This is a genomic window from Hyphobacterium vulgare, from assembly GCF_042643335.1.
Taxonomy (GTDB): domain Bacteria; phylum Pseudomonadota; class Alphaproteobacteria; order Caulobacterales; family Maricaulaceae; genus Hyphobacterium; species Hyphobacterium vulgare.
This window is the reverse complement of record NZ_JBHRSV010000016.1, coordinates 182,184-207,870: the sequence shown is the minus strand read 5'-3', so window position 1 is coordinate 207,870 and position 25,687 is coordinate 182,184. Positions and strand designations below refer to the sequence as shown.

The 25,687-nt window shown below is 66.4% G+C and carries 30 protein-coding genes and 1 tRNA gene; 15 read left to right on the top strand and 16 right to left on the bottom strand.

The features are described 5' to 3' along the window. Positions 1 to 42: 42 nt before the first annotated feature. The gene (locus ACFOOR_RS09210; RefSeq protein WP_343164596.1) at positions 43 to 732 is read right to left on the bottom strand and encodes a YggS family pyridoxal phosphate-dependent enzyme; all 690 of its coding nucleotides are present in this window, start codon (positions 730 to 732) and stop codon (positions 43 to 45) included. Here ACFOOR_RS09210 and ACFOOR_RS09205 point away from each other — a divergent pair. After that, positions 731 to 1,342: a thiamine phosphate synthase gene (locus ACFOOR_RS09205; RefSeq protein WP_343164595.1), complete on the top strand. Its 612-nt coding sequence runs from the start codon at positions 731 to 733 to the stop codon at positions 1,340 to 1,342. The two genes, ACFOOR_RS09210 and ACFOOR_RS09205, sit on opposite strands and share 2 nt — an antisense overlap. 59 nt (positions 1,343 to 1,401) lie before the next feature. On the opposite strand, the gene ACFOOR_RS09200 is transcribed toward ACFOOR_RS09205, so the two are convergent. Together ACFOOR_RS09200 and ACFOOR_RS09195 are read right to left on the bottom strand one after the other, a co-directional pair. Further along, positions 1,402 to 1,833: an NtrZ family periplasmic regulatory protein gene (locus ACFOOR_RS09200; protein WP_343164594.1), complete on the bottom strand. Its 432-nt coding sequence runs from the start codon at positions 1,831 to 1,833 to the stop codon at positions 1,402 to 1,404. Between the two features lie 123 nt (positions 1,834 to 1,956). After that, positions 1,957 to 3,192 carry a porin gene (locus ACFOOR_RS09195; protein ID WP_343164593.1) on the bottom strand — a complete coding sequence of 412 codons (1,236 nt, stop codon included), beginning with the start codon at positions 3,190 to 3,192 and terminating at the stop codon, positions 1,957 to 1,959. 269 nt (positions 3,193 to 3,461) lie between these two features. Here ACFOOR_RS09195 and ACFOOR_RS09190 point away from each other — a divergent pair, with 269 nt between their 5' ends. The 4 genes from ACFOOR_RS09190 to holA are packed head-to-tail and all read left to right on the top strand — an operon-like array spanning position 3,462 to position 8,135. Beyond that, complete coding sequence (locus ACFOOR_RS09190; protein ID WP_343164592.1) at positions 3,462 to 3,953, top strand: DUF3576 domain-containing protein; 492 nt, start codon at positions 3,462 to 3,464, stop codon at positions 3,951 to 3,953. 50 nt (positions 3,954 to 4,003) lie between these two features. Beyond that, positions 4,004 to 6,601, top strand: coding sequence for a leucine--tRNA ligase (leuS, locus tag ACFOOR_RS09185; protein WP_343164591.1), 2,598 nt, complete (start codon positions 4,004 to 4,006; stop codon positions 6,599 to 6,601). A 4-nt stretch (positions 6,602 to 6,605) separates the two neighbouring features. Next, positions 6,606 to 7,100 (top strand): LPS assembly lipoprotein LptE, encoded by a 495-nt coding sequence (lptE, locus tag ACFOOR_RS09180; RefSeq protein WP_343164590.1) that lies wholly within the window; start codon positions 6,606 to 6,608, stop codon positions 7,098 to 7,100. Then, positions 7,101 to 8,135, top strand: a complete 1,035-nt coding sequence (gene holA / locus ACFOOR_RS09175) for a DNA polymerase III subunit delta (RefSeq protein WP_343164589.1) — start codon at positions 7,101 to 7,103, stop codon at positions 8,133 to 8,135. On the opposite strand, the gene ACFOOR_RS09170 is transcribed toward holA, so the two are convergent. Both ACFOOR_RS09170 and ACFOOR_RS09165 read right to left on the bottom strand, forming a co-directional pair. Next, positions 8,132 to 8,911: an SDR family NAD(P)-dependent oxidoreductase gene (locus tag ACFOOR_RS09170; protein WP_343164588.1), complete on the bottom strand. Its 780-nt coding sequence runs from the start codon at positions 8,909 to 8,911 to the stop codon at positions 8,132 to 8,134. The genes holA and ACFOOR_RS09170 overlap by 4 nt on opposite strands. After that, positions 8,908 to 9,186 carry a 4a-hydroxytetrahydrobiopterin dehydratase gene (locus tag ACFOOR_RS09165; protein ID WP_343164587.1) on the bottom strand — a complete coding sequence of 93 codons (279 nt, stop codon included), beginning with the start codon at positions 9,184 to 9,186 and terminating at the stop codon, positions 8,908 to 8,910. The genes ACFOOR_RS09170 and ACFOOR_RS09165 overlap by 4 nt, the downstream gene beginning before the upstream one ends. Positions 9,187 to 9,314: 128 nt before the next feature. On the opposite strand from ACFOOR_RS09165, the gene ACFOOR_RS09160 reads away from it, so the two are divergent. Continuing rightward, entirely contained in the window at positions 9,315 to 9,587 is a 273-nt protein-coding gene (locus tag ACFOOR_RS09160; RefSeq protein ID WP_343164586.1) for a histidine kinase, read from the top strand. Between the two features lie 7 nt (positions 9,588 to 9,594). Here the strand turns inward: ACFOOR_RS09160 and bioB are convergent, their stop codons facing one another. Continuing rightward, a complete protein-coding gene (gene bioB / locus ACFOOR_RS09155; RefSeq protein WP_343164585.1) occupies positions 9,595 to 10,572 on the bottom strand; it encodes a biotin synthase BioB in 978 nt (325 codons plus the stop codon). On the opposite strand from bioB, the gene ACFOOR_RS09150 reads away from it, so the two are divergent. Together ACFOOR_RS09150 and ACFOOR_RS09145 are read left to right on the top strand one after the other, a co-directional pair. After that, the gene (locus tag ACFOOR_RS09150) at positions 10,571 to 10,963 is read left to right on the top strand and encodes a teicoplanin resistance protein VanZ (protein ID WP_343164584.1); all 393 of its coding nucleotides are present in this window, start codon (positions 10,571 to 10,573) and stop codon (positions 10,961 to 10,963) included. The genes bioB and ACFOOR_RS09150 overlap by 2 nt on opposite strands. Continuing rightward, complete coding sequence (locus ACFOOR_RS09145) at positions 10,960 to 11,778, top strand: heme-dependent oxidative N-demethylase subunit alpha family protein (protein WP_343164583.1); 819 nt, start codon at positions 10,960 to 10,962, stop codon at positions 11,776 to 11,778. The genes ACFOOR_RS09150 and ACFOOR_RS09145 overlap by 4 nt, the downstream gene beginning before the upstream one ends. 47 nt (positions 11,779 to 11,825) lie before the next feature. On the opposite strand, the gene ACFOOR_RS09140 is transcribed toward ACFOOR_RS09145, so the two are convergent. Next, positions 11,826 to 13,361, bottom strand: coding sequence for an alanine/glycine:cation symporter family protein (locus tag ACFOOR_RS09140; RefSeq protein WP_343164582.1), 1,536 nt, complete (start codon positions 13,359 to 13,361; stop codon positions 11,826 to 11,828). A 164-nt stretch (positions 13,362 to 13,525) separates the two neighbouring features. Between ACFOOR_RS09140 and ACFOOR_RS09135 the strand changes: the two genes are divergently transcribed. Beyond that, a complete protein-coding gene (locus ACFOOR_RS09135; protein WP_343164581.1) occupies positions 13,526 to 14,827 on the top strand; it encodes a S41 family peptidase in 1,302 nt (433 codons plus the stop codon). A gap of 2 nt (positions 14,828 to 14,829) precedes the next feature. Here ACFOOR_RS09135 and ACFOOR_RS09130 read toward each other — a convergent pair whose 3' ends face one another. Beyond that, complete coding sequence (locus tag ACFOOR_RS09130) at positions 14,830 to 15,387, bottom strand: hypothetical protein (RefSeq protein WP_343164580.1); 558 nt, start codon at positions 15,385 to 15,387, stop codon at positions 14,830 to 14,832. Between the two features lie 117 nt (positions 15,388 to 15,504). On the opposite strand from ACFOOR_RS09130, the gene ACFOOR_RS09125 reads away from it, so the two are divergent. Further along, complete coding sequence (locus ACFOOR_RS09125) at positions 15,505 to 15,729, top strand: hypothetical protein (RefSeq protein ID WP_343164579.1); 225 nt, start codon at positions 15,505 to 15,507, stop codon at positions 15,727 to 15,729. Between the two features lie 75 nt (positions 15,730 to 15,804). Here the strand turns inward: ACFOOR_RS09125 and ACFOOR_RS09120 are convergent, their stop codons facing one another. After that, positions 15,805 to 15,996 carry a hypothetical protein gene (locus ACFOOR_RS09120; RefSeq protein ID WP_343164578.1) on the bottom strand — a complete coding sequence of 64 codons (192 nt, stop codon included), beginning with the start codon at positions 15,994 to 15,996 and terminating at the stop codon, positions 15,805 to 15,807. Between the two features lie 119 nt (positions 15,997 to 16,115). Between ACFOOR_RS09120 and ACFOOR_RS09115 the strand changes: the two genes are divergently transcribed. Then, complete coding sequence (locus ACFOOR_RS09115) at positions 16,116 to 16,682, top strand: superoxide dismutase family protein (RefSeq protein WP_343164577.1); 567 nt, start codon at positions 16,116 to 16,118, stop codon at positions 16,680 to 16,682. 1 nt (position 16,683) lies between these two features. Here ACFOOR_RS09115 and rhuM read toward each other — a convergent pair whose 3' ends face one another. Continuing rightward, the gene (rhuM, locus tag ACFOOR_RS09110; protein ID WP_343164576.1) at positions 16,684 to 17,721 is read right to left on the bottom strand and encodes a RhuM family protein; all 1,038 of its coding nucleotides are present in this window, start codon (positions 17,719 to 17,721) and stop codon (positions 16,684 to 16,686) included. Between the two features lie 57 nt (positions 17,722 to 17,778). Then, positions 17,779 to 17,855: transfer RNA gene (locus tag ACFOOR_RS09105), tRNA-Arg, on the bottom strand. A gap of 86 nt (positions 17,856 to 17,941) precedes the next feature. Here ACFOOR_RS09105 and ACFOOR_RS09100 point away from each other — a divergent pair. After that, positions 17,942 to 19,933, top strand: a complete 1,992-nt coding sequence (locus tag ACFOOR_RS09100) for a potassium/proton antiporter (RefSeq protein ID WP_343164575.1) — start codon at positions 17,942 to 17,944, stop codon at positions 19,931 to 19,933. Positions 19,934 to 19,995: 62 nt separating this feature from the next. Here ACFOOR_RS09100 and ACFOOR_RS09095 read toward each other — a convergent pair whose 3' ends face one another. The 4 genes from ACFOOR_RS09095 to ACFOOR_RS09080 all read right to left on the bottom strand — a co-directional run bounded on the left by ACFOOR_RS09095 (position 19,996) and on the right by ACFOOR_RS09080 (position 22,227). After that, positions 19,996 to 20,370: a hypothetical protein gene (locus ACFOOR_RS09095; RefSeq protein WP_343164574.1), complete on the bottom strand. Its 375-nt coding sequence runs from the start codon at positions 20,368 to 20,370 to the stop codon at positions 19,996 to 19,998. A gap of 64 nt (positions 20,371 to 20,434) precedes the next feature. Then, entirely contained in the window at positions 20,435 to 20,950 is a 516-nt protein-coding gene (locus tag ACFOOR_RS09090) for a hypothetical protein (protein ID WP_343164573.1), read from the bottom strand. Continuing rightward, a complete protein-coding gene (locus ACFOOR_RS09085; protein WP_343164572.1) occupies positions 20,950 to 21,186 on the bottom strand; it encodes a helix-turn-helix transcriptional regulator in 237 nt (78 codons plus the stop codon). Before ACFOOR_RS09085 ends, ACFOOR_RS09090 begins: the two co-directional genes overlap by 1 nt. Before the next feature lie 84 nt (positions 21,187 to 21,270). Beyond that, positions 21,271 to 22,227, bottom strand: coding sequence for an ABC transporter ATP-binding protein (locus ACFOOR_RS09080; RefSeq protein ID WP_343164571.1), 957 nt, complete (start codon positions 22,225 to 22,227; stop codon positions 21,271 to 21,273). 85 nt (positions 22,228 to 22,312) lie between these two features. Here ACFOOR_RS09080 and ACFOOR_RS09075 point away from each other — a divergent pair, with 85 nt between their 5' ends. From ACFOOR_RS09075 to ACFOOR_RS09065, 3 genes are read left to right on the top strand one after another with little or no spacing between them, the layout of a single operon-like run. Next, on the top strand, positions 22,313 to 22,519 hold the full coding sequence (locus ACFOOR_RS09075; RefSeq protein WP_343164570.1) for a zinc-finger domain-containing protein: 207 nt from the start codon (positions 22,313 to 22,315) through the stop codon (positions 22,517 to 22,519). 15 nt (positions 22,520 to 22,534) lie between these two features. After that, on the top strand, positions 22,535 to 24,073 hold the full coding sequence (locus ACFOOR_RS09070; protein ID WP_343164569.1) for an SLC13 family permease: 1,539 nt from the start codon (positions 22,535 to 22,537) through the stop codon (positions 24,071 to 24,073). A gap of 4 nt (positions 24,074 to 24,077) precedes the next feature. Next, positions 24,078 to 24,467, top strand: coding sequence for a hypothetical protein (locus tag ACFOOR_RS09065; protein ID WP_343164568.1), 390 nt, complete (start codon positions 24,078 to 24,080; stop codon positions 24,465 to 24,467). On the opposite strand, the gene ACFOOR_RS09060 is transcribed toward ACFOOR_RS09065, so the two are convergent. Continuing rightward, a complete protein-coding gene (locus tag ACFOOR_RS09060; RefSeq protein ID WP_343164567.1) occupies positions 24,414 to 25,604 on the bottom strand; it encodes a hypothetical protein in 1,191 nt (396 codons plus the stop codon). The genes ACFOOR_RS09065 and ACFOOR_RS09060 overlap by 54 nt on opposite strands. Positions 25,605 to 25,687 lie beyond the last annotated feature (83 nt).

Below are 25,687 nucleotides of genomic sequence, written 5' to 3'. Positions count from 1 at the left end.
AATCCGGATCTTGCGCGACGCGAGATCACATTGCGGAGAGGTTCAGCCGCGTTCACCGAACAGGGCGGTTCCGACCCGGACCGAGGTCGCGCCGAAGCGGATGGCGGTTTCGAAATCGCCGCTCATGCCCATGGACAGCTTTTCAACCCCGCAGGCCCGGGCGAGATCCGCCAGCAGCGCGAAATGCGGGCCGGCCGGCTCGCCGACCGGCGGAATGCACATCAGGCCGTCGATGGCGAAGCCGTATTCGCGGCGCATGCGCGCAATGAATCCCGCCGTCTCCTGCGGGGGGATGCCGGATTTCTGGTCTTCCTCGCCGGTATTGACCTGGATGAAGAGGCGCGGGGTGCGGCCCTGCTTGCCGATTTCCTTGCGCAGCGCCCTGGCGAGGCTGTCACGGTCGAGCGTCTCGATCACGTCGAACAGGGCAACCGCATCGCCGGCCTTGTTCGATTGCAGCGGGCCGACAAGGCGCAATTCGAGATCAGGATAGTTTGCGCGGCGCCCGGACCAGCGCGCCTGCGCTTCCTGCACGCGGTTCTCGCCGAATATGCGCTGACCGGCCGCGAGCATGGCGTCGACGCGGTCGTCCGGCTGGACTTTCGAGACGGCGACCAGCGCGATATCGCTCGCGCTGCGCCGGGCGGTTTGCGCGGCGGCGGCGATGCGCTGCAGGATGGCGGTGCGGCGCTCCGCGATTTCGGCGGCAATATCGGGGACAAGATCGGTCATGACGGGCGGGTGGTATGACGCAGGCCGGGCGCTGGCAAGGGCCGCGGCGCGCGTGGCGCGGCGCACGCCCGGCCCGTTGCCTCCATTGATCGTGCTGACCGATCCGCGCCGTTATCCCGATATCGAGGCGTTTGCCGAATCGGTCCCGTCCCGTTCCGTGCTGGTCCACCGGCATTTCGGCCGCCCGGAGGCCGCACGCGAGGCGCATGCGCTGCGCCGCATCGCCGACCGGAAGGGACTGATCCTCCTGATCGCGGCTGACCCGGCGCTGGCGCTGCAGTGCGGTGCGGACGGCGTACACTGGCCGGAGCGCCTAGCCGGGCAGGTTCGCCTGCGCCATCCGGCGGGGATGTGGCTGACCCTGTCCGCCCATTCGCGCGCGGCGGCGGAACGCGCAGCACGGCTGGGTGCGGACGCGGTGCTGCTGTCGCCGGTCTTCCCGACGCTGAGCCCCGGGGCGGGCAGATCGCTCGGCCTCTGGACGGCCGGTGCGATCGCCCGGTCGGTCGCCGCTCCGGTCTACGCGCTCGGCGGGATCACGCCGGAACGGGCGAGACGGCTGACGAATCTGGGATTTTCGGGGATTGCCGCCGTCTCGGCGGCGCAGTGAAATCCGGGCAATAAAAAACCCGGCACGCAGGCCGGGCACAGGACGGGAAATGCCCGCCGCTAGAAGCGCAGGGCGGATTCGAACTTGACCTCGGGCGCGCGCTCATTGTCGGCCAGCGTGCCGGTCAGCAGGTCTTCCTGCGCCGTGAACCGGACCGCGCCACCGAAGCGGAAGCGTTCGCCAACATTGACGAAGGCCCCGGCCGAGAAGCTGTCGAGGTCGTAGCGTTCGTTCGGATCGTTATCGAGTCCCAGGGTAAAGCCCCAGCGCTCGGTCGCGTTGAATTCGAACTGCGTATCGGGATTGTCGAAGGCCACGCTCGGCACGTTGTCGGACGTGGCGAAGGTGAAGGCCTCATACCAGGGCTGGACCGCCGCGGACCCGGTTTCGCTGGTCTGTTCCTGGAAGGCAAAGGCCGACGGCGCCGTCACGCAAAGCGTTGCGGCGGCGAAAACACTTGCCAAACCAATGTGGTAGACCCGATTGGTCACGGTATTGATCCCTTCCAGCTGGTCAATATAGCGAGTTGAACGGATGAATCGAAGCCCTTTTCAGAGATAGAACGACTCTCGCCGGAAAGTGTTGCGCAGAATCCATGCTCCCCGTCGCGGGGATCAGTAGCGCAGCCCCGTCTCGAACAACAGGCTGACATCGTCGCGCCCGCCTGCCTGTCGCTGTCCGGGGCCGCCTGGCAAGGCGAATCCGGTCTCTTCCCGTCGCAGGGCCGCACCGATGAGGCCGTGGTCCCCGACGAGCCGCGAGACGCCGATCTGAAACGCGCGCTGGGATTCGTGGATCCGGCTGTCGTCGGACAGGCCGGCCTCGACGGCGATGCGCCAGGGACCGAAATCCCGGGCGAGGCCCGCGGACAGCGCGGAATAGCTTTCCGCGTCGAGCGCCGAAGCGCCGAACAGCCAGTCGCCGCGTTCGACACGCATGCCTGCCTGCACCGCGGTGTAGCCATTCGGTGCTGCCGGGTCCGAAGGATCGGCGGTCAACAGCGAGACTGCCGCTTCGATGCGGGTGTCTCGTGAAAAGGTGTGATCGAAGGAGACGGCGATCTCGGCGGCATTGTCGAGCCGGTTGCCCGCCAGCGCCGTCACGGGCGTGCCCGTTACGGACACGGCCTGCCGGCCCCGGACGCAGACATCGACACCGCAGCCCCGGGTCTCGGCGGCGAAAGAGGCCGAAAGACGCAAGCCGACGATGCGCTGGCTCTGCACCGCGATGCGCGGCCCGAAGCCCGAGGCGTCATTGACGGTCCGGATCGCCGCATGGCCGCCCGGGTCGAGCGCGCCGGCATCGAGGGCGAGACTGCGCATGGCGGTGACGGCGGGAATCGCTTCCATCGCCGCCGCGCCCGGCGTCAGGCCGGCCCGGAACTCGCCCCAGCCGCCGCGCACGAAAAGATGCGCGCTTTCGACCGCCGTCCGGCCCGGTTCATCCGGCCGGGGTGCCGATACGTATCGACCGGTCGCGAGTGAACGCTGGAGGATCGTGCCCGCGACCGGGCAATCGGCGGCGGCATCGGTGCAGTCGCCCACGCTGTCAGCAAATCCCGATCGGCCATGGTCGCGCTGGGCACGCAGGCGAAAGCGTGCGCCCCATCTCAGTCCCGTGTCGGTGATCGCCTCGGCATCGAGGAAGGCGTCGAGATCGGCGAGAAGGCCGTCATTGATCGCGTCAGTATCGCCCGCACCTGCGGCAAGGGTCAGGTCGAGACCGGTCTCGATCTCGAACGGACCCCATTGTGTGTCCTGAAGCGTGACAGCCGCAGCGGGCGATGGCGTGGCCGCGAGGACTGTCGAGAGCAGGAAGGCGGAGTATAAAACTGCCGTCGTCCGCTTCATGGTCGCTCGCGGCCTCACCGGTCGGCCCCGTCCCCCCGGACGTTCCGGCACGAAAACACGCCAGCACACCCCCTCCGGTCAAGCGGCGGTGCCATGAAATGCGGCAGGAAGATGGCCGCTGTGTCGTTCCCGCCACAGATGCAGTTGGCCGCGTCGAACACATCGCGGCGCTGGCACTGAACCGATTGCATGTTATAGAGCGGTCCCGTCTTGCGGCGCCGCCGCGTTCCATGCTCTGGTTTCGCGCCGTTTCAAGGAGCCTTTTCACGATGCCTGTCCGTCAGCCGATCCTGTGGGCGATTCTCGCCTCGATTCTCGTCCTTTCGCCGGCCTGTTCCTCGCTTGGCGGAGGCGGTGACAATGCCGAGTCGGAGGGCCGTGGCGGGCTTCGCATCCCGAGTTTTGGCGGCGGCGGCAGCGATGAAGTCGCCGGCATTGGCGTCAATTCCTATCTGTGGCGCGCCAGCCTCGACACGATCAACTTCATGCCGCTGCAGGAAGTCGATCCGTTCGGCGGTGTCATCATCACGGACTGGTACGCCAATCCGGAGTTCACGACCGAGCGTTTCAAGGTCACGGTCTATATCCTCGACACGCGGCTTCGCGCCGACGCGCTATCCGTGCGCGTCTTCCGCCAGGAGCAGCAGGAGAACGGCAGCTGGATCGATGCCGCCGTGAGTCCTGAAACCGCCGTTGAAATCGAGAACGCGATCCTGACCCGTGCCCGCCAGCTGCGGATTTCCAATCTGGAAACCGAATAGTCCGGCGCCGGATCTCCGGTCGCGCCCGACCCGTTGAGGGCGCCCTTGCCATGACCCGATACAATCCCCGCGAGGCCGAGCCGAAATGGCAGGCCGCCTGGGCCGAAGCCGGCGCCGATGCGGCCGCCGACCCGACCACGTCGGATCGCGAAAAATACTACGTGCTGGAGATGTTCCCCTATCCGTCGGGGCGCATCCATGTCGGCCATTCGCGCAACTACACGATGGGTGACGTTGTTGCCCGCTACAAGCGCGCCAAGGGCTTTGACGTGCTTCACCCGATGGGCTGGGACGCGTTCGGCCTGCCGGCAGAAAATGCGGCGCGCGAGCGCGGCGTGCACCCGCGCGACTGGACGCTCGAGAATATCCGCGTGATGCGCGGCCAGCTGAAGCGGCTCGGCCTGGCGATCGACTGGTCACGCGAGATCGCGACCTGCGAGCCGGACTATTACAAACACCAGCAAGCCATCTTCCTGAAGCTCTACGAGCGCGGCCTGGTGCACCGGAAGAAGGCGAAGGTGAACTGGGACCCGGTCGACCAGACCGTGCTGGCCAACGAACAGGTCGTTGACGGTCGCGGCTGGCGGTCCGGCGCGATCGTGGTGCAGCGCGAGCTGGACCAGTGGTTCTTCAAGATCACCGATTATGCCGACGAATTGCTCGAAGGCATCGAAACGCTCGATCGCTGGCCGGAAAAAGTCCGGCTGATGCAGAAGAACTGGATCGGCAAGTCGCGCGGCGCGCGAATTCTCTTTCCCTTCGCCGAGAAGGAAGATGCGCGCCGGTTCGGCTGCGAGGGGATCGAGGTCTTCACCACGCGTCCGGACACGCTGTTCGGCGCCAGCTTCCTCGCGCTGGCCCCCGATCATGCGGTGACCAATGCGCTGGGCGTGGAAGATCCCTCGATCGAGTCCTTCCAGGACTATTGCCGCCGTACCGGCGTCAGCGAGGAAGAGATCGAGAAGGCGCCGAAGCGCGGGCTCGATCTCGGCGTGAAGGTCCGCCATCCGTTCGACGCGTCCTGGGAATTGCCCGTCTGGACCGCGAATTTCGTCCTGTCAACATACGGGACAGGGGCGATTTTCGGCTCTCCGGCCGGGGATCAGCGCGACCTCGATTTCGCCCGGAAATACGATCTGCCGGTCACGCCGGTCGTGCTGCCGCCCCACGCCGATCCGAAGGTGCATGTCATCACCGACGTGGCCTATACCGGTGAGGGAACGCTCTACAATTCGCGCTTCCTCGACGGGCTGACCACCGCCGAGGGGATCGAGCGCGCGATCGCGAAGCTGGAAGAAGCGGGCCTGGGCGAAGGTGCGACCACCTACCGCCTGCGCGACTGGCTGGTGTCGCGGCAGCGTTACTGGGGCTGTCCGATTCCGATCATCCATTGCGACAATTGCGGCGCGGTACCGGTGCAGGAAGAATTGCTGCCGGTGCGGCTGCCCGACGATGTGCGGTTCGACAAGCCGGGCAATCCGCTCGACCGGCATGACGGCTGGCGCCATGTCGATTGCCCGGAATGCGGCGCGCCGGCGCGGCGAGAGACCGACACGCTCGACACCTTCGTGTGTTCGTCCTGGTATTTCCTGCGCTTCACCTCGCCCTGGCGCACCGACATTGCCTTCGATCCCGACGTGGCGAAGGCGTGGATGCCCGTCGACCAGTATGTCGGCGGGATCGAGCACGCCATCCTGCACCTGCTGTATGCGCGGTTCTTCACACGGGCGCTGCGCGATGCCGGCCTGATCGATCTGCCGTCCGGTGAACCGTTTGCCGGCCTGTTCACCCAGGGCATGGTCACGCACCGGACCTACCGCTCCGATGATGGCCGCTGGCTCGGGCCGGGCGAGGTCGAGGAGCGCGATGGCCAGACGGTCGAGATCCAGACCGGCAAGTCAGTGTCGGTCGGCGCGCTCGAAAAGATGTCGAAGTCGAAGAAGAATGTCGTCGATCTCGACGCCTTCATCGAGGATTTCGGTGCCGATGCGGCGCGCTGGTTCGTGCTGTCGGATTCCCCGCCGGAACGCGATGTGGAATACACAGCCGAGGGCGTGGACGGGGTCTGGCGCTTCATCCAGCGGGTCTGGGCGCTGTGCGACGCGCATCCGCAAGGTGCGCCCGCTCCGACGGCAGACGTCCCGGCCTGCGAGGGCGCGGACCTCGAACTGCGCCGCACGGTCCACCGCGCGGTCAAGGATGTGTCCGAGGCGATCGAGGGCTTCCGCTTCAACTCGGCGGTCGCGAGCATTCACGAACTGGTCAACGAGATTCGCCGCCACAAGGGCGAGGACGATGCCGCCCTCGCCGTGCGCGGCGAGGCACTCGGGCTGATGGCCCGGCTGCTCTCGCCCTTCATGCCGCATCTCGCGGAATCCTGCTGGGAACGGATCGGCGGCGAAGGCCTTGTGGCCACGCAGGGCTGGCCCGACTATGATCCCTCGCTCGTCACGGCCGATACCGTTACCCTGCCGGTGCAGGTCAATGGCAAACGCCGCGGCGAGATCGTCGTCCCGCGCGGTGCGCAGGCAGGCGATGTCGAGGCTGCCGCGCTCGCGGAAGCCGGCGTGGCGCGGTCCCTGGACGGGCTCACGGTGCGCAAGGTGATCGTGGTGCCGGACCGGATCGTCAACATTGTCGCGGGGTAGACGCATGCATCGCAGGATCTTTCTCGCCGCCGCCCTGGCGGCCAGTGCGATCGCCCTGACCGGCTGCGGTTTCCAGCCGCTCTATGGCGGGCCCTCCGGCGTGCGGCTCGACGGCATTGCGCTCGTTCAGGAGGGCGATCAGCGCATCGATTACCTGCTGCGCGACGAACTGCGCAATTCCTTTCCGGACGATGCCGGCCGCTACCGTCTGGTGCTTGAGCCGGCGGATGTGCGAAGGACCGGATCCGGCATCGGGGCCGACGGCATCGCCACGCGTTACGACCTGTTGCTGACAGTGTCCTACCGCATTTACGAGGACGGCAATCCGCAACACGTGTTTGACGGGTCCGCCTCGGGTGCGGGCACCTACAATATTCCGATCCAGCCCTATGCCGCGATTACCAGCCAACGTGAGGGCGAAGAACTGGCCGCCCGTTCGGCAGCGAGCCGCATCACGCTTCAGGTCGCCCGCTTCCTGCGGACCCGCGAAGGCAACTAGATGAAGGCGAGCGCCCGCGAAGCCGCCGGCGCGATAGCCCGCCCGGGCGATTTCCGGGCCTGGCTGATCTACGGTCCCGACCGGGGCCTGGTCCGAGAACGCGCCGCCGAACTGGCAAGGAAACTCCTCCCCGAAGGTGATGATTTCGCGCTCACGCGGCTGACCGAGGACGACATCAAGTCCGATCCCGCGAGCCTGGCCGATGCCATGGCCGCGATGTCGCTGATGGGCGGGGCGCGCCTCGTGGAACTGCGCCTGTCCTCGGGCAGCGCCTCGGCCGCCACCTATCTGAAAGATCTCGAAAAAGGCGAATACCAAGCCGAAGCGCGGCTGATCATCGAGGCGGGCGATCTGAAGGGCGGCGACGCGCTGCGCAAGACGGTCGAAGCCAGCGGTATTGCGCTGGCGGTGCCCTGCTATGCCGACAGCGCGGCCGACACGGCGAGCCTGGTCAACGAAGCGCTGGCCGCCGAGGGGTTGTCGCTCGAACCCGAAGCGCGGGCGCTGTTCGTCCCGCAGCTGGAGGGCGACCGGGGCATTGCCCGATCCGAGATCGAGAAGCTGCTGCTTTACAAGGGATTGCGCGGCCAACGGCCCGAGGGCGACGATCTCGTCACCGCCGAGGACATCCGCGCCATTGCCGCCGCTGGTGGAGACGACGCGATGGACCGGCTGGTCGAGCCCGCCCTGGCAGGCGATGTCGGCGCCGCCGATCGGGCCTATGCGCGGCTGCTGGCGGCCGGGGACAATCCGGTCGGCATATTGCGGGCGATCCAGCGGCGACTCGACCTGATCGGGGAAGCGCATGCCGGGGGCGGTCCCGCGGCGGCCCAACGGTTCGGCGCACCGCGTTTCGGACCGGCTCAGGCGATTTTCGGCCGCCAGGTCGAGATCTGGCGCACGGCGGGTTTCGAGGCGGCGCGGGAAGCGGCGCTCGATACCGAACGCGCGGTCAAGTCGACCGGCAGCCCGGCGGAAAGCCTCGTCGGCGACCTGATCCTGAAACTGGCGATGCGCGCGGCGCGGCGGCGCTAGGGCTTTTCCTGCAGACCCGAGACGGCCTTCATCAGAAGGGTTTTCGGCGTCAGTTTCGCGATCGCGATCGTGATCTTGTTCGATACGCCGGTCACGACGACGCGTTTCTTCCTCTCGAACCCGTCCATGCCGATGCGGGCGACATCTTTCGGCGTCATCATTCGCGACGCCTTCAGAAGCTTCGAGCCCTCCATGTCGGCCTTTTCCTGGAATCCCGACCAGGTCGGGCCCGGACAAACCGCCGTGACGGTCACACCCTTCGGCTTCATTTCCACATGCAGGGCTTCCGAGAGGGACAGGACGAAGGCCTTCGTCGCGTAATAGGTCGCCATGCCCGGACCCGGCAGGAAGGCGGCGGTCGACGCGATATTGATGATGCCGCCGTGCCCGCGCGCAACCAGACCTGGCGTGACCGCATGCGAGAGCGCGGTCAGCGCCCGGACATTCAGATTGATCATGTCCGTCAGTTTTCCGGGGTCAGCCCGGTCGAAGGGTTCGAGATCACCAAAACCGGCATTATTCACCAGGAGATCGACGGTCAGCCCCGCCCCGTGGACGGCGTCGATCAGCGTCTTGGGTCCATCCGCCGCGCCGAGATCGGCGGGGAAGACATGCGCCCCGGCACCCTGCCCGCGCAATTCTTCGGCGAGGGATTGGAGCTTGTCTGCGGAGCGCGCCGCGAGAACGAGATCGTAGCCGCGCCCGGCAAGTTCGCGGGCGAAGGCCTCACCGATCCCCCCGGATGCGCCGGTGACGAGGGCCAGCGGCCGGGTCATGCGATCCCGTCCATGAAGGTGGCGAGCGCGACGTCCTTCTCGGTGACGCCGGAGGCGTCATGTGTGGCCAGTGTGACATCTACCTTGTTGTAGACATTGAACCATTCGGGATGGTGGTCCATCTGGTCGGCCTTCAGCGCGACGCGGGACATGAAGCCCCAGGCGGCGTTGAAATCGGCGAATTCATAGACTTTGCGGATGGCGTCACGGCCATCGACGGCGCTCCAGCCGGAGAGTCTGGCCAAGGCCTCGTTGGCCCCGATGCGGTCGGTCATGATTATCGCTCCCTTTACCCTGTTTGACGAAAAGCTGGCGGCTTCCCCCCGCCGGGGCAAGGCATCAGCGCAATTTTAACCGGTCCGGATGCAGGCTCCGCTCTCCTTAAATGGGAAAGGAGGGCGTCATGACACGCTTTCTCGTCTCCGACAGCAATCCGGACGGGCGCAAGCTCGAGGACATCCTGCTCGACCTGCGTTCGGATGTTCTGAAGCGCTGCACCAAGATCGCCGAGGACCACCGGCCCGAGGCACTGCACGTGCTGGCGAACAATGTGAAGGTGCTCGAACACCTCACGGCCGCCATCGAACTGGCGCAGGATTCAACCACGCTACTCGACCGCGCCTTCGGCCCGTCGGAAGCCCGCCATGGCGGCCCGCCGCGGATCGGCGTGGCTTAGGGCAAACTCACTCCGCTGCGGTCAGGCCCAGCGCGTCGAACATGCCGGTATCGGCCGACAGGTCCGGATTGGGCGTGGTCAGCAATTCCTCACCGACGAAGATCGATCCGGCACCCGCAAGGAAGCAGAGCGCCTGAAGCTCGCGGCTCATGCCTTCGCGCCCGGCCGACAGGCGCACGGTCGATTTCGGCATCATGATCCGCGCCGCCGCGATGGCGCGCACGAAGTCGAGCCCGTCCAGCGGTTCGGCATGCGCCAGCGGCGTGCCGCCCACCGGGACGAGGTGATTGACCGGCACGCTTTCGGGATGCGGGTCGAGATTGGCGAGTTCCATCAGGAGACCGATGCGGTCGTCCTCGCGCTCGCCCATGCCGATAATCCCGCCGCAGCAGACCGAAATGCCCGCATCGCGGACCTTGGCCAGCGTGTCGAGCCGGTCGTCATAGGTCCGCGTGGTGATTACCGAGCCGTAGTATTCGCGGCTGGTATCGAGATTGTGGTTGTAATAGTCGAGCCCGGCCGCTTTCAGCGTTTCGGCCTGACCCTCCTTCAGCATGCCCAGCGTGACGCAAGTCTCCAGACCCAGCCCCTTCACGCCTTCGATCATCTCGCAGACCGCCTGCTCGTCGCGCGGTTTGAGGTCGCGCCAGGCCGCACCCATGCAGAAGCGCGTCGCGCCGCCCGCCTTGGCCCGGCTGGCCGCCTCGATCACGTCATCGAGGGGCATCAGCCTGGACGCTTTCAGCCCGGTGTCGTGAAAGGCGGACTGGCTGCAATAGCCGCAGTCCTCGGCGCAGCCGCCGGTCTTGATCGACAGCAGCTGGGATTTCTGCACCGCATTGGCATTGTGGTGCCGGCGATGCACGCTTTGCGCGGCGAAGATCAGGTCGTTAAACGGAGCGCGGTAAAGGGCGGCGGCCTCCTCGCGGGTCCAATTGGTGCGCGGGGTGGAAAGCCGGTCGATGTCGGAAAGGTCCAGAGGCATGTCGAATCCCGTTGAGGTTGACCGGCAAACTAGGCAGGGTGTCTGGCCGCGGCAAGCAATCCGCGCCGCGTTCTGGATCGCGCTGATCGCGATCACCGCGCTGGCCCTGACGCCCGGGCCGGCGATGCCGCCGGTTCTGCTCGGGGCCGACAAGCTGAAGCATATCGCCGCCTTTGCGACGCTGGCGGGGCTCGTACGTCTGGGATGGCCGGGCCTGGCCCTGTGGCTCGGCGCGGCGGTGCTGATGGCGCATGGGGCCTTCATCGAGATCGTGCAGGGCTCGCCCATCCTGCAACGGGAGATGTCGCTGGCCGATCTGGCCGCCGATGCGATCGGGATTGCGCTCGGATTCGCCGCGATCTCGATCTTTCACCGGGTCCGCCGCGCATGACCAGACCGCCCTACAAACCCTTCCATGACGGCCCGCCGCGCTTTCAGGTGGCGCTGCGGCAGATCGAGCCGGAACGCTGGCTCTCGCCCGACCCGGACGCCCACTGGCTGCCGGAGAAGAACCGCCGGCTCGATACCGATCCCGAGCGCTATTACCGCGCCAAGCCCGAAGCCGCGCCGGCCGAGGACGAGACGCTGCGCCGGGTCGCCGGGGCGACTGGCCGGAACGCGCCGGACCGGAGCGAGCCGGACCTGATCCGTGCCGGACGGCTGGTCAGCGACGACCTCGTCGTGATGGAGGACAGGGGCGAGGGCTGGACCGCAACCGCCCTGCTCCTGACGCAGCCGACCTTCTTCTCGCTGGAAGACAGTTTCGGGAAGGAGCTGTTCGCGCTGCACACCCCGGTTCCCGGCGGCGTGCCGGGACTGGCCACGAAGATCGCGAAAGTGTTCGACCGCATGCCCGCAGGCGGCGTGTTCGAACGCTTCAACTGGACGGTCCAGATCGGCGACGAACGCTGGTGGCCGCATGGCTCGGCAATGCGCGAACAGTTGAAGGCACTGCCGCTCGAGGACGCCGTCAATCACCTCTATCTGCGGGTCGAGCGCCAGACGCTGGTACGGCTTGAAGAGACCGGCGCGGCGCTGTTCTGCATCCGCATCTGCCTTGACCCGATTGCAACGGCCCTGGCCGACCCGGAAGACCGGGAGGCGTTCGCCAGGAACTGGCGCGCGGCATCGGACGATGCGCTGGCCTACAAGCGCTGGGGCCAGTTCGGCGGCCATGTCGAAGCGGCCCTCAAGGCCCTCGCATAGAAAAAGCCCCGGCGTTTCCGCCGGGGCTTTTCCTGTTCAGGACCGCCTTAGCTGTTCGGCGGCGTATAGTTCGGATCCTCCGGATCGGAGGGATCAGGCTGGCCTTCCACCGGGGGTTCCGTGCCCCAGTGATCGCCGGCCCAGTTCGGCGGCAGTTCGCCGGTCTTGTCGAAGCGGCGGGTCATCGCGATGACAACGCCCGACAGCAGCAGCAGTGCCACGACGTTCGGCAGCAGCATCGAGGCGTTGGCAATGTCGCCAAAGCGCCATAGCCCGTCGACATTGATGATCAGCGTGCCGATGAAGGCGACGGCCACCCAGAGGAAGCGGAAGGGCCGCGCCGCCCAATCGCCGACCAGATAGGTCACCGATTGTTCGGCGTAATAGGACCAGCCGATGATGGTGGTGAAGGCGAACAGGCCCTGGGCCGCCAGGATGACCCATGCACCGCCGAGCATGCCGGTAGAGAAGGCCGCCGTGGTGATGGCCGAAGCTTCGAGCTCGGTCGACATCCAGGCATAGGGCACGGTCGTGCCGTTTGACGGATAGGCCCCCTCGACGACGAGAATGACCAGCGCCGTCATGGTGCAGATGATCATCGTATCGATGAAGACGCCGAGCATGGCGAATTCGCCCTGCTTGATCGGGTTCTTGGTCTGCGCCGCCGCGTGGGCGATCGGGGCCGAGCCCTGACCCGCCTCGTTGGAGAACAGGCCGCGTGCCACGCCGGCGCGGATCGCAGCGAGCACGCCGTAGCCCGCCAGGCCGCCAGCGGCCTGTTGCAGGCCGAAGGCATGGCCGAAAATCTGTCCGAACGCGCCCGGAATGTGGTCGGCATGGGTCACGAGCACGTAGAGCGCGGCAAGGATGTAGGCGCCCGCCATCAGCGGAACGAGATTGCCGGCAACCTTGCCGATCGACTTGATGCCGCCAATGATGACGAGGAAGACCAGCGCCGCGAGGAAGGCCCCGACCGCCCAGTTCGGCAGCGTGATGCCCAGCGTGGTCGCGGCCTCGACGGCCGATTGAGTGACCGAATTGGCCTGCAACGCGCCGCCGGTCACAACTGCCGACAGCAGCGTTCCGAGACAGAAGAGGATGGCGAGCCAGCCCCAGCCCTTACCGAGGCCGTTCTTGATGTAATACATCGGACCGCCATGGAAATGGCCGTCGGGATGCTTCTCGCGGTAGCGCACGGCAAGGCTCGATTCGGCAAAGGCCGCGGCCATGCCGACGATCGCGGTAATCCACATCCAGAAGATCGCGCCCGGCCCACCAAGCGCGATGGCGGTCGCCACGCCGGCGAGATTGCCGGTGCCGACCTGACCCGACAACGCCGTCGAAAGCGCGTTCCAGGGCGTGATCTCGCCCTCCCCGGATCCCTTTCGGCCGGCGCCGAACAGCTCGCCGAAAGCGGGGAAGAGCCGCTTGAGCGGCCGGAATCCCAGCATCAGCATGAAGTAAAGACCCGTGCCCAGAAGGGCGATGGTGATGATGCCGACCGGCAGGATGCGCTGGTCGCCCCAGGTGCCGCCCCACAGAAAGTCACTGAAGGTGGTGGCCGCTTCGAAAAATCCGTCCATGTCTCTCCCCGAGTTTCCCTCGTTTGCGCGCAGCCTAGAAGGCCTGACTCGCGACGCAACGGGTTTTTGCGCCCGCCTTTCCGGCTGCTGACCGCGAATTAAGGTCCGAATCGGATCATCCGGGTCTAGTCTCGTCCCCGACATTTCCTTCTGGAGGGACCGTGATGCGATCCATTCTGTTCGGGGCGGCCGCCCTGCTTCTTCTTGCCGACGGCGCTGTGCGCGCGCAAGACAGCGAAACGCTAAGCGCAAGCCTGCGCAGCGAGATCGTCACGGCCGCTGCCGATGCGGTGGCGGAGAATTTCTATGATTCCGATCGCGGCGCACAGATCGCCGCAGACCTGCGTAACCAGCTGGAATCGGGCGGGTTTGACACTTCCGGTACGGCAGCGGAGCTCGCCGGCGCGCTGACCCAGGCGTTGCGACCGCAGGACAATCACTTTGCCGTGCGCATGGCCCCTCCGCGACCGCAACCGGGCGGCGGCGAGGACGAAGGCGGCGGCGAAGCCGCCTGGCTCGCCGCGATGGCGCGGAGCAATTACGGTTTCCAGGAAGTGTCCATCCTGCCGGGCAATATCGGCTATATCGACATGCGCAGCTTCGCCCCGGCACAGGTCGGCGGTGACACCGCGCTGGCGGCGCTGAATTTCGTGGAAAACACCGATGCGGTGATTTTCGACATGCGCCAGAACACCGGCGGCGCACCGTCCATGGTGCAATTCATCATCAGCCATTTCCTCGACCCGCGCGAAGAGACGGTGATCAACACCTTCGTGTCGAGCGCGCGGGAGTATCCGTCCGAACTCGTGGCGCTGGCCTGGCTGCCGGGCGAATCACGCCCTGAAGTGCCGCTTTACGTGCTGACCAGCGGGCGCACCGGCTCGGCGGGCGAGGCCTTCCCCTATCATCTCCAGGCGATGGAACGCGCGACGATTGTTGGCGAAACCACCTATGGCGCGGGCAATCCGGGCGGCTTTCACCCCTTGCCGGGCGGGCTGGAAATCTTCGTGTCCGATGGCTCGGCGCGCAATCCGATCACCGGCACGAATTGGGAAGGCACGGGCGTGATCCCGGATGTCGATGTGCCCGCCGACGAGGCGCTCGATGCCGCCCTGCTGCTGGCCTATGACCGCATCATCGAAACCCTCGACGACCCGGCGCAGCGCCGGGGTCTCGAATGGGCCGGAGAAGCGATCGAGGCCCGCCGCAATCCGGTGAGCCTGGATGGCGCGCTCGCCTATGAAGGCGTTTACGGTCCGCGGCGGGTCTATTTCGAGGACGGGGCGCTATTCTACCAGCGCCAGGGCGGGCCGGCCCTGCGGATGCTGCCGCTCGGCAATGACCGTTTCATGCTCGAAGGGCTCGACGATCTCCGCGTGGTGTTCAGCCGCGACGGCGATGCCGTGACGGGCATGACGCTCCAGTCGCTCGACCGGCCTGACAGCGCGTCACCGCGCACCGAATAGGATCATTCCGGAACGATTTCGATCGCAAACACGCCCCAGACCCAGTCGTCGTCATTCTGACCGGCCAGCGTGGCATCGTCGTCGCGCGGCCAGACCAGCATGGCAGGTCCGTAATCCCCAATCGTCAAGGGCGCACCGTCACGCGTCAGCGCAAGGATGACGCCTCGGCTGCGCAGATCCGCGACAGGAATGAAGCGCTGATAGCCGTCGAAAGCCGAGACAATGGCGCGTTCGCCGTTCGCCCCGGCCGCGCCGAGAACGGCGCTTAGACGTGGACCGGTGAAGGTGTGCGCGGCACCGCCGAGGGGATAGCGCACGACGATCTCATTCTGTTCCAGCGCCAGAAGCTCGGCGCGCGTGAAGCTTCGGGCCTCGTCGAACGCCATGTCGTAACGCGCGAACAGGGGTTCGCGGTCCGCCTCCATGGCGCCCCGATTGGTGTCCGTCACATCGCCATGGACGGTGAGCATCACCGGGTCGGGGCCGGACGCGAGGGAATCGCCGGCCGAACAGGCGGCCAAGAATCCGGCGAGCAGCGTGATCAGGATCGTACGGAGCATGATGGACCTCGCTTCCAGCCAACGCCCATCCTAGCCCGGCCCGTCATTCCGGGGAACGCCCGGCATCCCGCAAGCGTTCAGGCGTTTGGAGCCGCGCCGCGACACAGGACATCCGACATGAAACAGACCGTCAACCGACAGGAAATCCAGCAATTGCTGACCGATCCGGGTTATTCTGCAGACGACCGGGACGAAAGGCTGAAGCAGGCCCTGACGGTGTTGTCGAGCGAGGAGGCAGACGCCGGAAACCCCGATGGGGAACGCTCAAAACTGATTGCGGATATCCGGCGGGAAATCGACCGGCAGGCCATCGATCCCGGCGAGCGGTCCGGAGACCGCTGACGTCAGAACGCTGCCTCGAACGCAAGCGGGCCACCCCGGAAGGGCGGCCCGCTGTCTTTCGGGAGAAAAGTGCGGTCAGGCCAGGTAGCTGACCGCCTGGTTGGCAACAACGGCGACCGCGATCGCGACGAAGGCCGTCAGCGCCGCGCGGTGAATCCAGCGCTGGGTGCGGCTGCGGTCTTCGCGCGGCACCGGAAATTTGCGTGTGGGGTGCATCGGTTCGTGCGCGGTCATCGGGGGCGAGTGGGTTTGTTTCATGTCGGTCATGGTCATCGTCCTTTTTCTTTTGGGGGAGGTGAGCGGCCGGACGGGCCGGACGCCCGGTATGGAACGTGGGACGGGGGGAGTGGGTTTCAAGACCAGAACAGCCGAAACGGGAGGTTTCCATGCCCCGCCCTGCAGTCCTCGTCCTCGCTGCGGTCGCCGCCCTTCCCGCGGCCGCGCTCGCCCACGCCGCCCGGGCCGATGATCCCGTTGCGATGCGGGTCCAGGTCGAGCACCCCGTGGCCAGCGCGCAGCTGTTGCGCGCGGACGGCTCGCCCGCCGGCGAGGCGATTTTCACCGAAACGCCCAATGGCGTACTGATCGAGGCGGAGCTGACCGGTCTGCCCGCAGGCGAGCACGGCTTTCACATCCACGAGACCGGATCCTGCAGCCCGGACTTCACCGCCGCCGGTGGCCACATGGCCGCCGGGACGGACGAGGCAGTACACGGCTTCGAACGCGCGGCAGGGCCGCATCCGGGTGACATGCCCAACATCCACGTGCCGGAGAGTGGCGCGCTCCACATCGAGGTGCTCAACGCCCGTATCAGCTTCGACGGCGACAACGCCCTGTTCGACGCCGACGGCTCGGCCCTGATCCTCCATTCCGGCGCCGACGATTACGAGACCCAGCCCTCCGGCGCGGCGGGTGAGCGCATCGCGTGCGGGGTGATCGAAAGGGAGGTGTAGGCTAGCCCGTGCGGGTCTTGCCGCGAGGCAAGGCCTTCGCCTCCTTGGCCAATTCCTGGATTGCCGCGTCGGCTTCTGCATGGCGTTCCAGCTTGCGTTGCCGGTTGAACGCTACGTACGCCCCTTCCGCGATGCGATCGGCTTCGGAACGCTGTATGCGGCCTCCGCCCTCGAGAACGGCACGGCCAAGCTGTTTCAATTGTTGATCGAGCAGAGTTTCGGCATCCGCCATCACCACGATCCGGCCGAGGTCGAGCTGGTCCTCGAAAATGTCCAGGAGGATGGTGGTCAGCCGGTTGAGTTCGCGGATTTCGGACTCGCCGAGATAGTTCTTGGATACTGTCACATCAGCCTTGCGGATATTGTCCTTCGGCCAGGTCTGCAGTCCCATATTCGGCGCGTCGGGATCGGCGCGCTCCGCAATCAGTTCGGACGGCGTCTTCGACGTGACGGCGAAAACCAGTTTTGCCTGTGTATGCTGATAGAATGTCAGGGCCGCTTTCGATGACGGCTCGTAATCCTGACACATGGCGCAGATGCGCTTCAGCTCCCGGTAGACATTCGCCTCGTCCGACCGAATGTCGCGGATGATCTCGCGCAGTTCGGCGACGCGGTCGGTTTCCCCAGGACGTTTCAGCCTCTGCGCGTCGACGACGAAACCCTGTTTCGCGAACTGAACGAGGATGCCGGTCGCCCAGCGGCGGAAGACGGTCGCCTGAGCCGAAGACACGCGGTAGCCGACCGAAATCACCATATCGAGGCTGTAAAGCGTTGTCGGTTTTGAGGAATTGGCAATGTGCATTTTTTGCACATTGCTATCCTCGTCGAGTTCACCCTCGGCCAGAATATTGTTGATGTGTTTGGTGACGACGCTTCGCTCACGCCCAAACAGCTGCGCGATCTGGGCCTGTGTCATCCACAGGGTTTCGCCTTGATAGCGGATGTCGAGCCGGAATCCGTCCTTGCCGCCATAGACGAGAAACCGGTCGCCGGTTTCCTCGTCCTCGATCAGGCGCACAGGCTTGTCTTCGCGCGGCATTCGTCACTCCGAATCCAGATCCGGAACATTCTAGCAACATCGTCGATGATTGGGAAATGGCGCACCCAAGAGGATTCGAACCTCTGACCTTTGCCTTCGGAGGGCAACGCTCTATCCAGCTGAGCTATGGGTGCGTTGATGCTTCCCATACAGGGCTTGCGCGCCGCGTTCAATGCGCCCATTCCCGTGATGCGCACTTCAGCCATGCTTGGGCGACCGAATGGACGCTGCCCATCTCCTGCTTCTCGTGGCCGCCGGCCTTGTTCTCCTCGCCATTGGCGGGGCGGCGCTGCTGCGTCTGGCGGGCGCGCCGCTCCTCCTCCTGTTTCTCGGGATCGGCATGCTGGCCGGCGAGGAGGGGCCGGGCCGGATCATGTTCAACGATTACGGGGTCGCCTATGCGGTCGGCTCGCTGGCGCTGGCGCTGATCCTGTTCGATGGCGGGCTGGGGACGAGCCTGAGGCGCCTCAAGGGCGTGCTGCGCCCGTCACTGTCGCTGGCCACGGCGGGTGTTCTGATCACCGCGGCGGTGACAGGCATTGGCGCGCACTACCTGTTCGGGCTGACCTGGGTGGAAAGCCTGCTGATGGGCGCGATCGTGTCGTCGACCGACGCCGCAGCGGTGCTGATGCTGATCGCGGGGCGCGAACTGAAGGCGCGGCCGCGCGTCGCCACCACGCTGGAAGCCGAATCCGGGTTCAACGACCCGATGGCGGTGATCCTCGTCACCGCGCTGGTCGCCTGGCTGGGCGCGGGCGAGGCGCCGAACCCGGTTTGGTTCGGCATCGGCATTGTCTGGTCGCTCATCGCGGGCGGTCTGATCGGCTGGTTTGGCGGGCGCGGCATCGCTGTTCTCGAGCGGCGCATGGGTCTGCCGCTCGGCCTCTATCCGATCTTCGCGGCCGCTGCGGCGGTCTTCCTGTTCGCCTTCGCCCAGTCGATCGGCGCGTCGGGCTTCCTCGCGGCGTATCTCGCCGGTGTGGCCCTTCGCTCCGCGCCGAAACGGCGGGCAGCCGACGCGACGGCGCGTTTTTCCGACGGCATGGCCTGGCTGTCGCAGATCGGCCTCTTCCTGATGCTCGGCCTGCTGATCACGCCGAGCCATGCGCTGGCCGTGGCGGTACCGGCGCTGGGCGTGGCGTTGGTGCTGATCCTGGTGGCGCGGCCGCTGGCGGTGCTGATCTGCCTGTTGCCGGAGAAATTCCGGCCCAATGAGCGCGTCTTCATCGCCTGGATGGGCCTCAGAGGCGCGGTGCCGATCTTCCTCGGCGGCTTCCCGGTTCTGGCCGGTGTGGAGAATGCCAATCTCTATTTCTCGACCGCCTTTGCGGTCGTGGTGGCCTCGCTTGTGATCCAGGGCTGGACCGCCGGTCCGGTGACCCGTCTTGCCCGGGTCGCGCCGCCGATCGAGGGCCGTCCGCGCTGGCGCGATTATGGTGCGATCGGCGCGGTGACGGCGGGCTTTGCCGGCGTGTCCGTCCTGGCCTCGGTCGCGGCGGGGCTGATCGACCGCAACGGGCCGGTCTTTACCGCTCCGACCGTGGCGGAATTGCGCGAGCTGGTCGCCCCGCCAACCTCGCCGTCTTCGGGCGGAGTGCGGCTGGGTACGCTGCCGGACGACTGGATGGCACTCGACATGGAGGAGCGGCGGCGGCTGTTCGCGCGCATCGTGGCGAGCGTCATCGCAGCAGAAAATGAGCGCGTGCAGCGCGACCGGGAGGCGCTGCATCGTTTCGCGCGGATGGAGGCCGCAGGCGACCGGCTCGACCTGTCGCAGCAGGCCGAACGCGACCGGCTGGCGCGTAAGTTTGGCGGCACGTACGGCGATCTGGACGATCTGCTCGCGCGTGCGGACATCATCCCGCCCTCGTTGGCGATTTCACAGGCGGTGCTGGCCACCGGCTGGGGCGGCAGCGCGGCGGCGCGCGAACGCAACGTGTTGTTCGGCCGCTTCCCGGGCGATGGCGGGTTCGACAGCCTGGCGGCCTCGGCGGAGGACTATGTCCGCTATCTCAATTCGCATCCGGCCTTCGAGAATTTCCGGGCCGAGCGCGCGGCGCTGCGCGCGGCCGAAGCGCCGATTACCGGCCCGGCGCTGGTCGAGGAGATCAGCCCCTACGCTGACGATCCGGCCTATGTCGACCAGGTGCGCGCGGTGATGACGGGCCCGGACGATCTCGAGCGGTTCGATCCGGTGGCTGAGGGGGAATAGATCACCCCGCCCCAACCCTCCACTGAGCCGGGAGGGTCAAGGTGGGGTGCCAACTTGTCAGGTCAGTGCAGCCCGGACGGGTCGTCGTCGGCGTCCGCATCGCCATCGCCGTCATGCTGGCCGCGGCGGCCGGAGCCGAAATCGTCGCCATCGGTGTCCTCGCGGCGGCGGCGGTCGGCGGCCGATGCGCCGAGCAGGCCGAGGCCCAGCCCGGACCCGTCGTCCGGCAGGCCGTTCTCGCGGCGGCGCGACCGGCCCGGCACAGACAGCCAGCGATAGATCAGAAGGCTCGCAATCCCGGAAACCGCAACGAGGATGAGAGCGGTGATCCATCCGCCCTGACCCTGCGGCTGGAAGAAGAGGGTGAAGACATAGGCCAGGAAGGCAAAGAGGCCGACCGCCACAAGCGCGGAAAAGAAGCGTCTGATCGCCAGCATGTGCGGCCCTCCCTGTTTCGGCCCTGTTCGAGACTGGCCGCGATAAGGGGCGAAAAAGCGGCGGTCAGGCCTCGTCGGCCGGCGGCGGGGCGGGGAGCGTCCAGCTGAGCCATGCGGTCGGCAGGACAAAGGCGTAGAGCAGGACGCCCCAGAACACGCCGTTCCAGTGGTCATAACCCTGCGGCACCCAGAGATCGGCGCGGCCCGAGGCGTTCACGTCCGAGGCGATGCCGAGATAGACGACGCCGATGAGGACGAGCGCTGTGAAGACATTGTAGGCGAAGCCGCGCGCCCTGAGCCGCAAGGCCAGTTCGAATTCGTCGAGCCGGCCCTGCTCCTCGCCGGCGATGCGCTGCTGGCGCGAGGCCGCGAAGGTGGCGACCGCGAGCAGCGCCACGACGATCAGGGCCAGGCCGGCGATATCGCCCCACACGGCGGCGGGCGAGCCGGACTCCGGCGACAGCACCATGAGGAGCGCGCCGGCCGGATAGGCTGCCAGCGCGGTGGTGGTGGCCAGGCGCAACATGGCCGGGCTGCGTTCGGCGATGCGGCCGGACCGGCCGCGATAAAAGAAGCTCATCACTCCTGCTCCGCTCTGATGGCCTCGGACAGAGGCCGGAAGGGGGTGAGGGAGAAGATCATCTCGACCGGCAGGTCGAAGAAGTCGGAGAGCTTCAAAGCCAGTTCGAGACTGGGGTTGAAGTCGCCGCGCTCGAGATAGCCGATCGTCTGGTAGTTCACGCCCACCGCATCGGCCAGCGCCTTGCGCGACAGGCCGCGCTCGGCTCTCAGGACGGGCAGGCGGTTGTGAACCATGTCTCACTCCCTCGACGAGTTGTCATACATATACAACATTTCGTCGCAGGAATGTGGGATTGCTGCGGGACGAATCCCGCGCCGCTACGCCGCGTCGCCCCGGTGATAGGTCAGGGCGAGGAAGACGTCCTCGAGGTCCGGTTCCTCGGTTCTGAGATCGCCGATCCGGGCACCGGAGGCGTGGAAGGCCTCGATGATCTTGGCGACCGAGACCTGGCCGAACTTGTAGCTGATGGCGATCTCGCCGGTGTCGCGGATCTTCGCATCATATCCCGACAGGGTTTCGGGAACGGCGGTCAAGGGCTCGGCCGGGACAATCACCAGTGACTTGGTGTCGAGGCGTTTGAGCAGTTCCTCCGTCGGTTCGCAGGCGACGACCTCGCCTTCATTGATGATGGCGATCTCGTCGCACAGCTCCTGCGCTTCTTCGAGATAGTGCGTCGTCAGCACGATGGTTGTGCCGTTCGCGTGCAGTTCGCGGACATAGTCCCAAAGCTGGCGGCGGAGCTCGATATCGACGCCGGCGGTCGGCTCGTCGAGCACCAGGACGGGCGGGGTATGGACCAGCGCCTTGGCCACAAGAAGGCGGCGCTTCATGCCGCCGGAGAGCTGGCGGACATAGGCGTGCTTCTTGTCCTCGAGCCCGACGGCGCGAAGGATGTCCATCGTCCGGCGCTCGCGCTTCGGCACGCCATAGAAGCCGGCCATCAATTCCAGCGTCTCGAAGGGCGTGAAGAAGACATCCATGTTGATTTCCTGCGGCACGACGCCGATCGCGGCGCGGGCATTGCGCCCGTCCGTGTCGATGTCGCGGCCCCAGATACGGGCCTTGCCCGCCGTCTTTTTCGTCAACCCGGCGAAGATGTTGATGAAGGTCGACTTGCCCGCGCCATTGGGGCCGAGAAGGCCGAAAATGCTGCCGCGGCGGATTTTCAGGTCGACGCCCTTCAGCGCCTCCTTGGGCGGGCGCTTCTTCGATCCGCCATAAGTCTTCCTGAGGCCTTCCGCTTCGAGGGCGAATTCGGGCAGGGTCTCGGACATGGGGCGGGGCCTCGCGATTGACGGGTCAAAGCGTGCGTCATACCTATGCCCGGCACCGGTTGAAGTCCATGCAGGGAGACGGGACATGGCGAGCACAGTGACGGCTAATGCGCTTCCCGCGCCTGAAACCATCGTGATCGACGGTCACCGCACGTCCTGCGATGGCGGTGGCGGCGCGCTCGGCCATCCGAAAGTCTGGCTCGAGATCGACCACGACAAGGGCTTCGTCGAATGCGGCTATTGCGACCGGCGTTTCGTCGAGCGTGGCGGTCCCGCCGATACCGGGAAGTAGAGCGGCACCGGACCGGTGGCGCGCAGCCCGAAACCCGGCCTGAATTCGAAAACGATCGGCCTCTTTACCGGGCTGGCGCTCGCCGGCTTCATTCAGCTCATCCCCGTTCCCGACGGTCTCACGCGCGAAGCCTGGCTGCTCGCTTCGCTCGCGGCGCTGATGGCGGCGTGGTGGGCCACGGAAGCCATCCCGATCGCCGCGACCGCGCTCATTCCCATGGCGCTGTTCCCGCTGCTGGGCATCGCCAGCGCAGGCGCCGCGGCCGCGCCCTATGCTTCGACGACGGTTATGCTCCTCCTTGGCGGCTTCATCGTGGCAATGACGATCGAGCGCTGGAATCTGCATTCGCGCATCGCGCTCAATGTCGTGTCGGCCTTCGGCGGCAAGCCGTCGATGATGATCGCCGGCTTCATGGCGGCGTCGGCGCTGCTGTCGATGTGGATTTCCAATACCGCGACGACGCTGATGATGATCCCGATCGCGCTGAAGGTCGCCGAGGAGATCCAACGCGAGGGCGCGGGGTCGAAACTCTTCGCCCCGGCGCTGGCGCTGGGCGTGGCCTATGCCGCCTCGATCGGCGGGGTGGCGACGCCGGTCGGCACGCCGACCAATCTGATCGCGCTGGAATTCATGGCGCGCGAATTCGGCACGCCGCGGATGAGCTTTCCCGAATGGATGGCGATGGGCGTGCCCGCCGCCCTCCTCGTCATCCCGCTCGGCTGGTTCGTGCTGACGAAATGGGCCTTCCGGGTGAAGGGGGAGGGCAATCCCGCAGCCCGCGACGTGGTGCGCGAGGAGCTGCGCGGGCTGGGACCGATCACCGCGCCGGAGGCCCGCGCGGCGATGCTGTTCGGCGTGGTGGCGATCCTGTGGATGGGCCGGGTGCTGCCGCCGGAGCTGATTGCCTGGACGGGTCTGTGGTCCGGCGGCGACTGGGGCTGGAACCCGCTCCTCGCGTGGATTTCCGAACAGGCCGGGCTCGGCATCACGCTCGTGCTCAACGACATGCAGATCGCCGTGATGGGCGCGCTCGCCGCCTTCCTGATCCCGGCGGGCGGGCATGCGAAGGGCCAGGCGCTGATCGACTGGGAGACGGCGGCGCGCCTGCCGTGGAATGTCATCATCCTGTTCGGCGGCGGCATTTCGCTGGCCGCGGCGCTGTCCTCGACCGGGCTGGCCGACTGGCTCGGCAGCACGATGAGTTTCGCCGCCGCCTGGCACCCGGCCCTCCTCGTCTTCGCGCTCGTCCTGTTCGTGCTCTTCCTGACCGAGCTGACCTCCAATGTCGCGACCATCTCGGCCTTCCTGCCCGTCATGGCGGCGCTGGCGGCCGGGGCGGGGGTGCCGCCCGAGCAGCTGATCGTGCCGGTGGCGATCGCGGCGAGCTGCGCCTTCATGCTGCCGGTCGCGACCGCGCCCAACGCCATCGTCTACGCCTCCGGCGCGGTGACGCAGGGGCAGATGATCAAGGCCGGCGTTCGGCTGAACCTCCTCGCCGCGCTGGCCATCACTGCTGTCGGCGCGCTGATCGGCCCGATCCTGTTCGGCGGCTAGGGCGATGCTCGCCGAAATCGCCCGCTACGGGGTCATCACCTTCGGGCTTTTCCTCATCCTAGCCGGCGTCTGGATGGCCTTCCGCCCGGCCGCCTGCCGCGCTATCCTGTCAAAGATGGGGTCCACCCCGCTCATCCATTATGGCGAGCATGCCATCCGGGCGCTGGGCGGCCTCTGCCTGATCGGCGCAGCTTCGGCCTCGAAGGCGCCGCTGATCCTGACCGTGGCCGGGGGGTTCATCGTGATCAGCTCGATCGTCATCGCCCTAGCACCGAGACGCTGGCATGCCGCCTATGCCGTCTGGTGGGCCGATCGCCTGCCGCTGATGGCCTTCCGCGCGCTATCCCCGGTCAGCCTGATTGGCGGCGCCGCCCTGATCTGGAGCGTCGCCTGACGCGAAACAGGCGAGGGGTTGGGGGAGGGGTTCATCCATATTCATGAAATCGTAGCCGAAATCGGTATCGGTACAGCCGCGCTCAGCCATGCGTTCGATCTCCGCGCACGCCTCGTCCGCACCGTCTCGATTGCCGAGTAGCATAAGCCGGCAACGTCGCACCTGGACGCGCCAAATGTCGAACGTGATTCCGTTCTCTGGCTCGTAACAGAAGCTGTCGACCTCTTCGGTATCGAGCACCGCCAGTCGTGCACCAATGGCAGCGCTGGCCTCCTCGCACCGCGCGAGATGGGATAGCGCTCGGAGGTCGTTCTCTTGGTAGGACTGAGTTCCGATAGCGGCGTCTGCAGCCTCGTAATCCGCCAGCGCCGCTTCGGCCAATGCCGGGTCACCACTGTCTTCGAAACGGGCGAGTGCCAGATTGGCCCGCGCGTCCAGGACGGCCGCCTCCAGATGGGGCTCGCTCGCCATCCCCTCGGCGCGGGCGATGTACGTGTCAGCCTGTTCGAAGTCAGCGGCCTCCCGGGCCATACCGGCGCTCTGGAGCAACCAGTTGACCCGGTTCTCCGCCGACTCTTCGGATTCATACTCAAAACCGCGTTCGGTAAGCGCGTAAACGCGGTCCATATCGCCAGCCAGTTGTGCGTTCAGCCGTGCGAAATGAAAGTCAACGCCGGTGTAGGGCTCACCCGGCCAGGCAAAGCGCTCGTCTTCGGTCAGGCTTTCAAACATGCGAGAGGCATGTTCGTACTCCCCCGCATACTGACGCAGGAAGGCGCGTTCCCGCTGCAGTCGGCGCTCGAACACCGCGGACCGGAAGGTCGAGATACTGGCCGGGGTCAAGCCGAACCGCGCCTGCGAGACTCTTTGCTCGGCGACGTCGGGGCGGTAGATCTCGTAACTGACGCCGTACATACGGGCGCGCGTCACGAACTGATTGAACATCATGCTTCCGACTACGGCCGACGGAGAGATCCATTCATGGATTTCGTCTTCCGGGCCGCATGTTGCCGTCGAATCGATCGCCCAGCACCTTGGCGCGGGCGTCGTCTCCGGAATCACCGGCGCGAAATAGAGCCCGGCCAGCGTAAGCAGCAGCCAGCGACCCCATTTCAGGCGTTTGCGCTTTTCCTCCATGTGCCTCTCCCCTCACACGCTTGAAGTGTATCAGGGATCTGGCCTGCGTCGTGGAAAATCGGGTTCATGCACCGCCGAGGTCA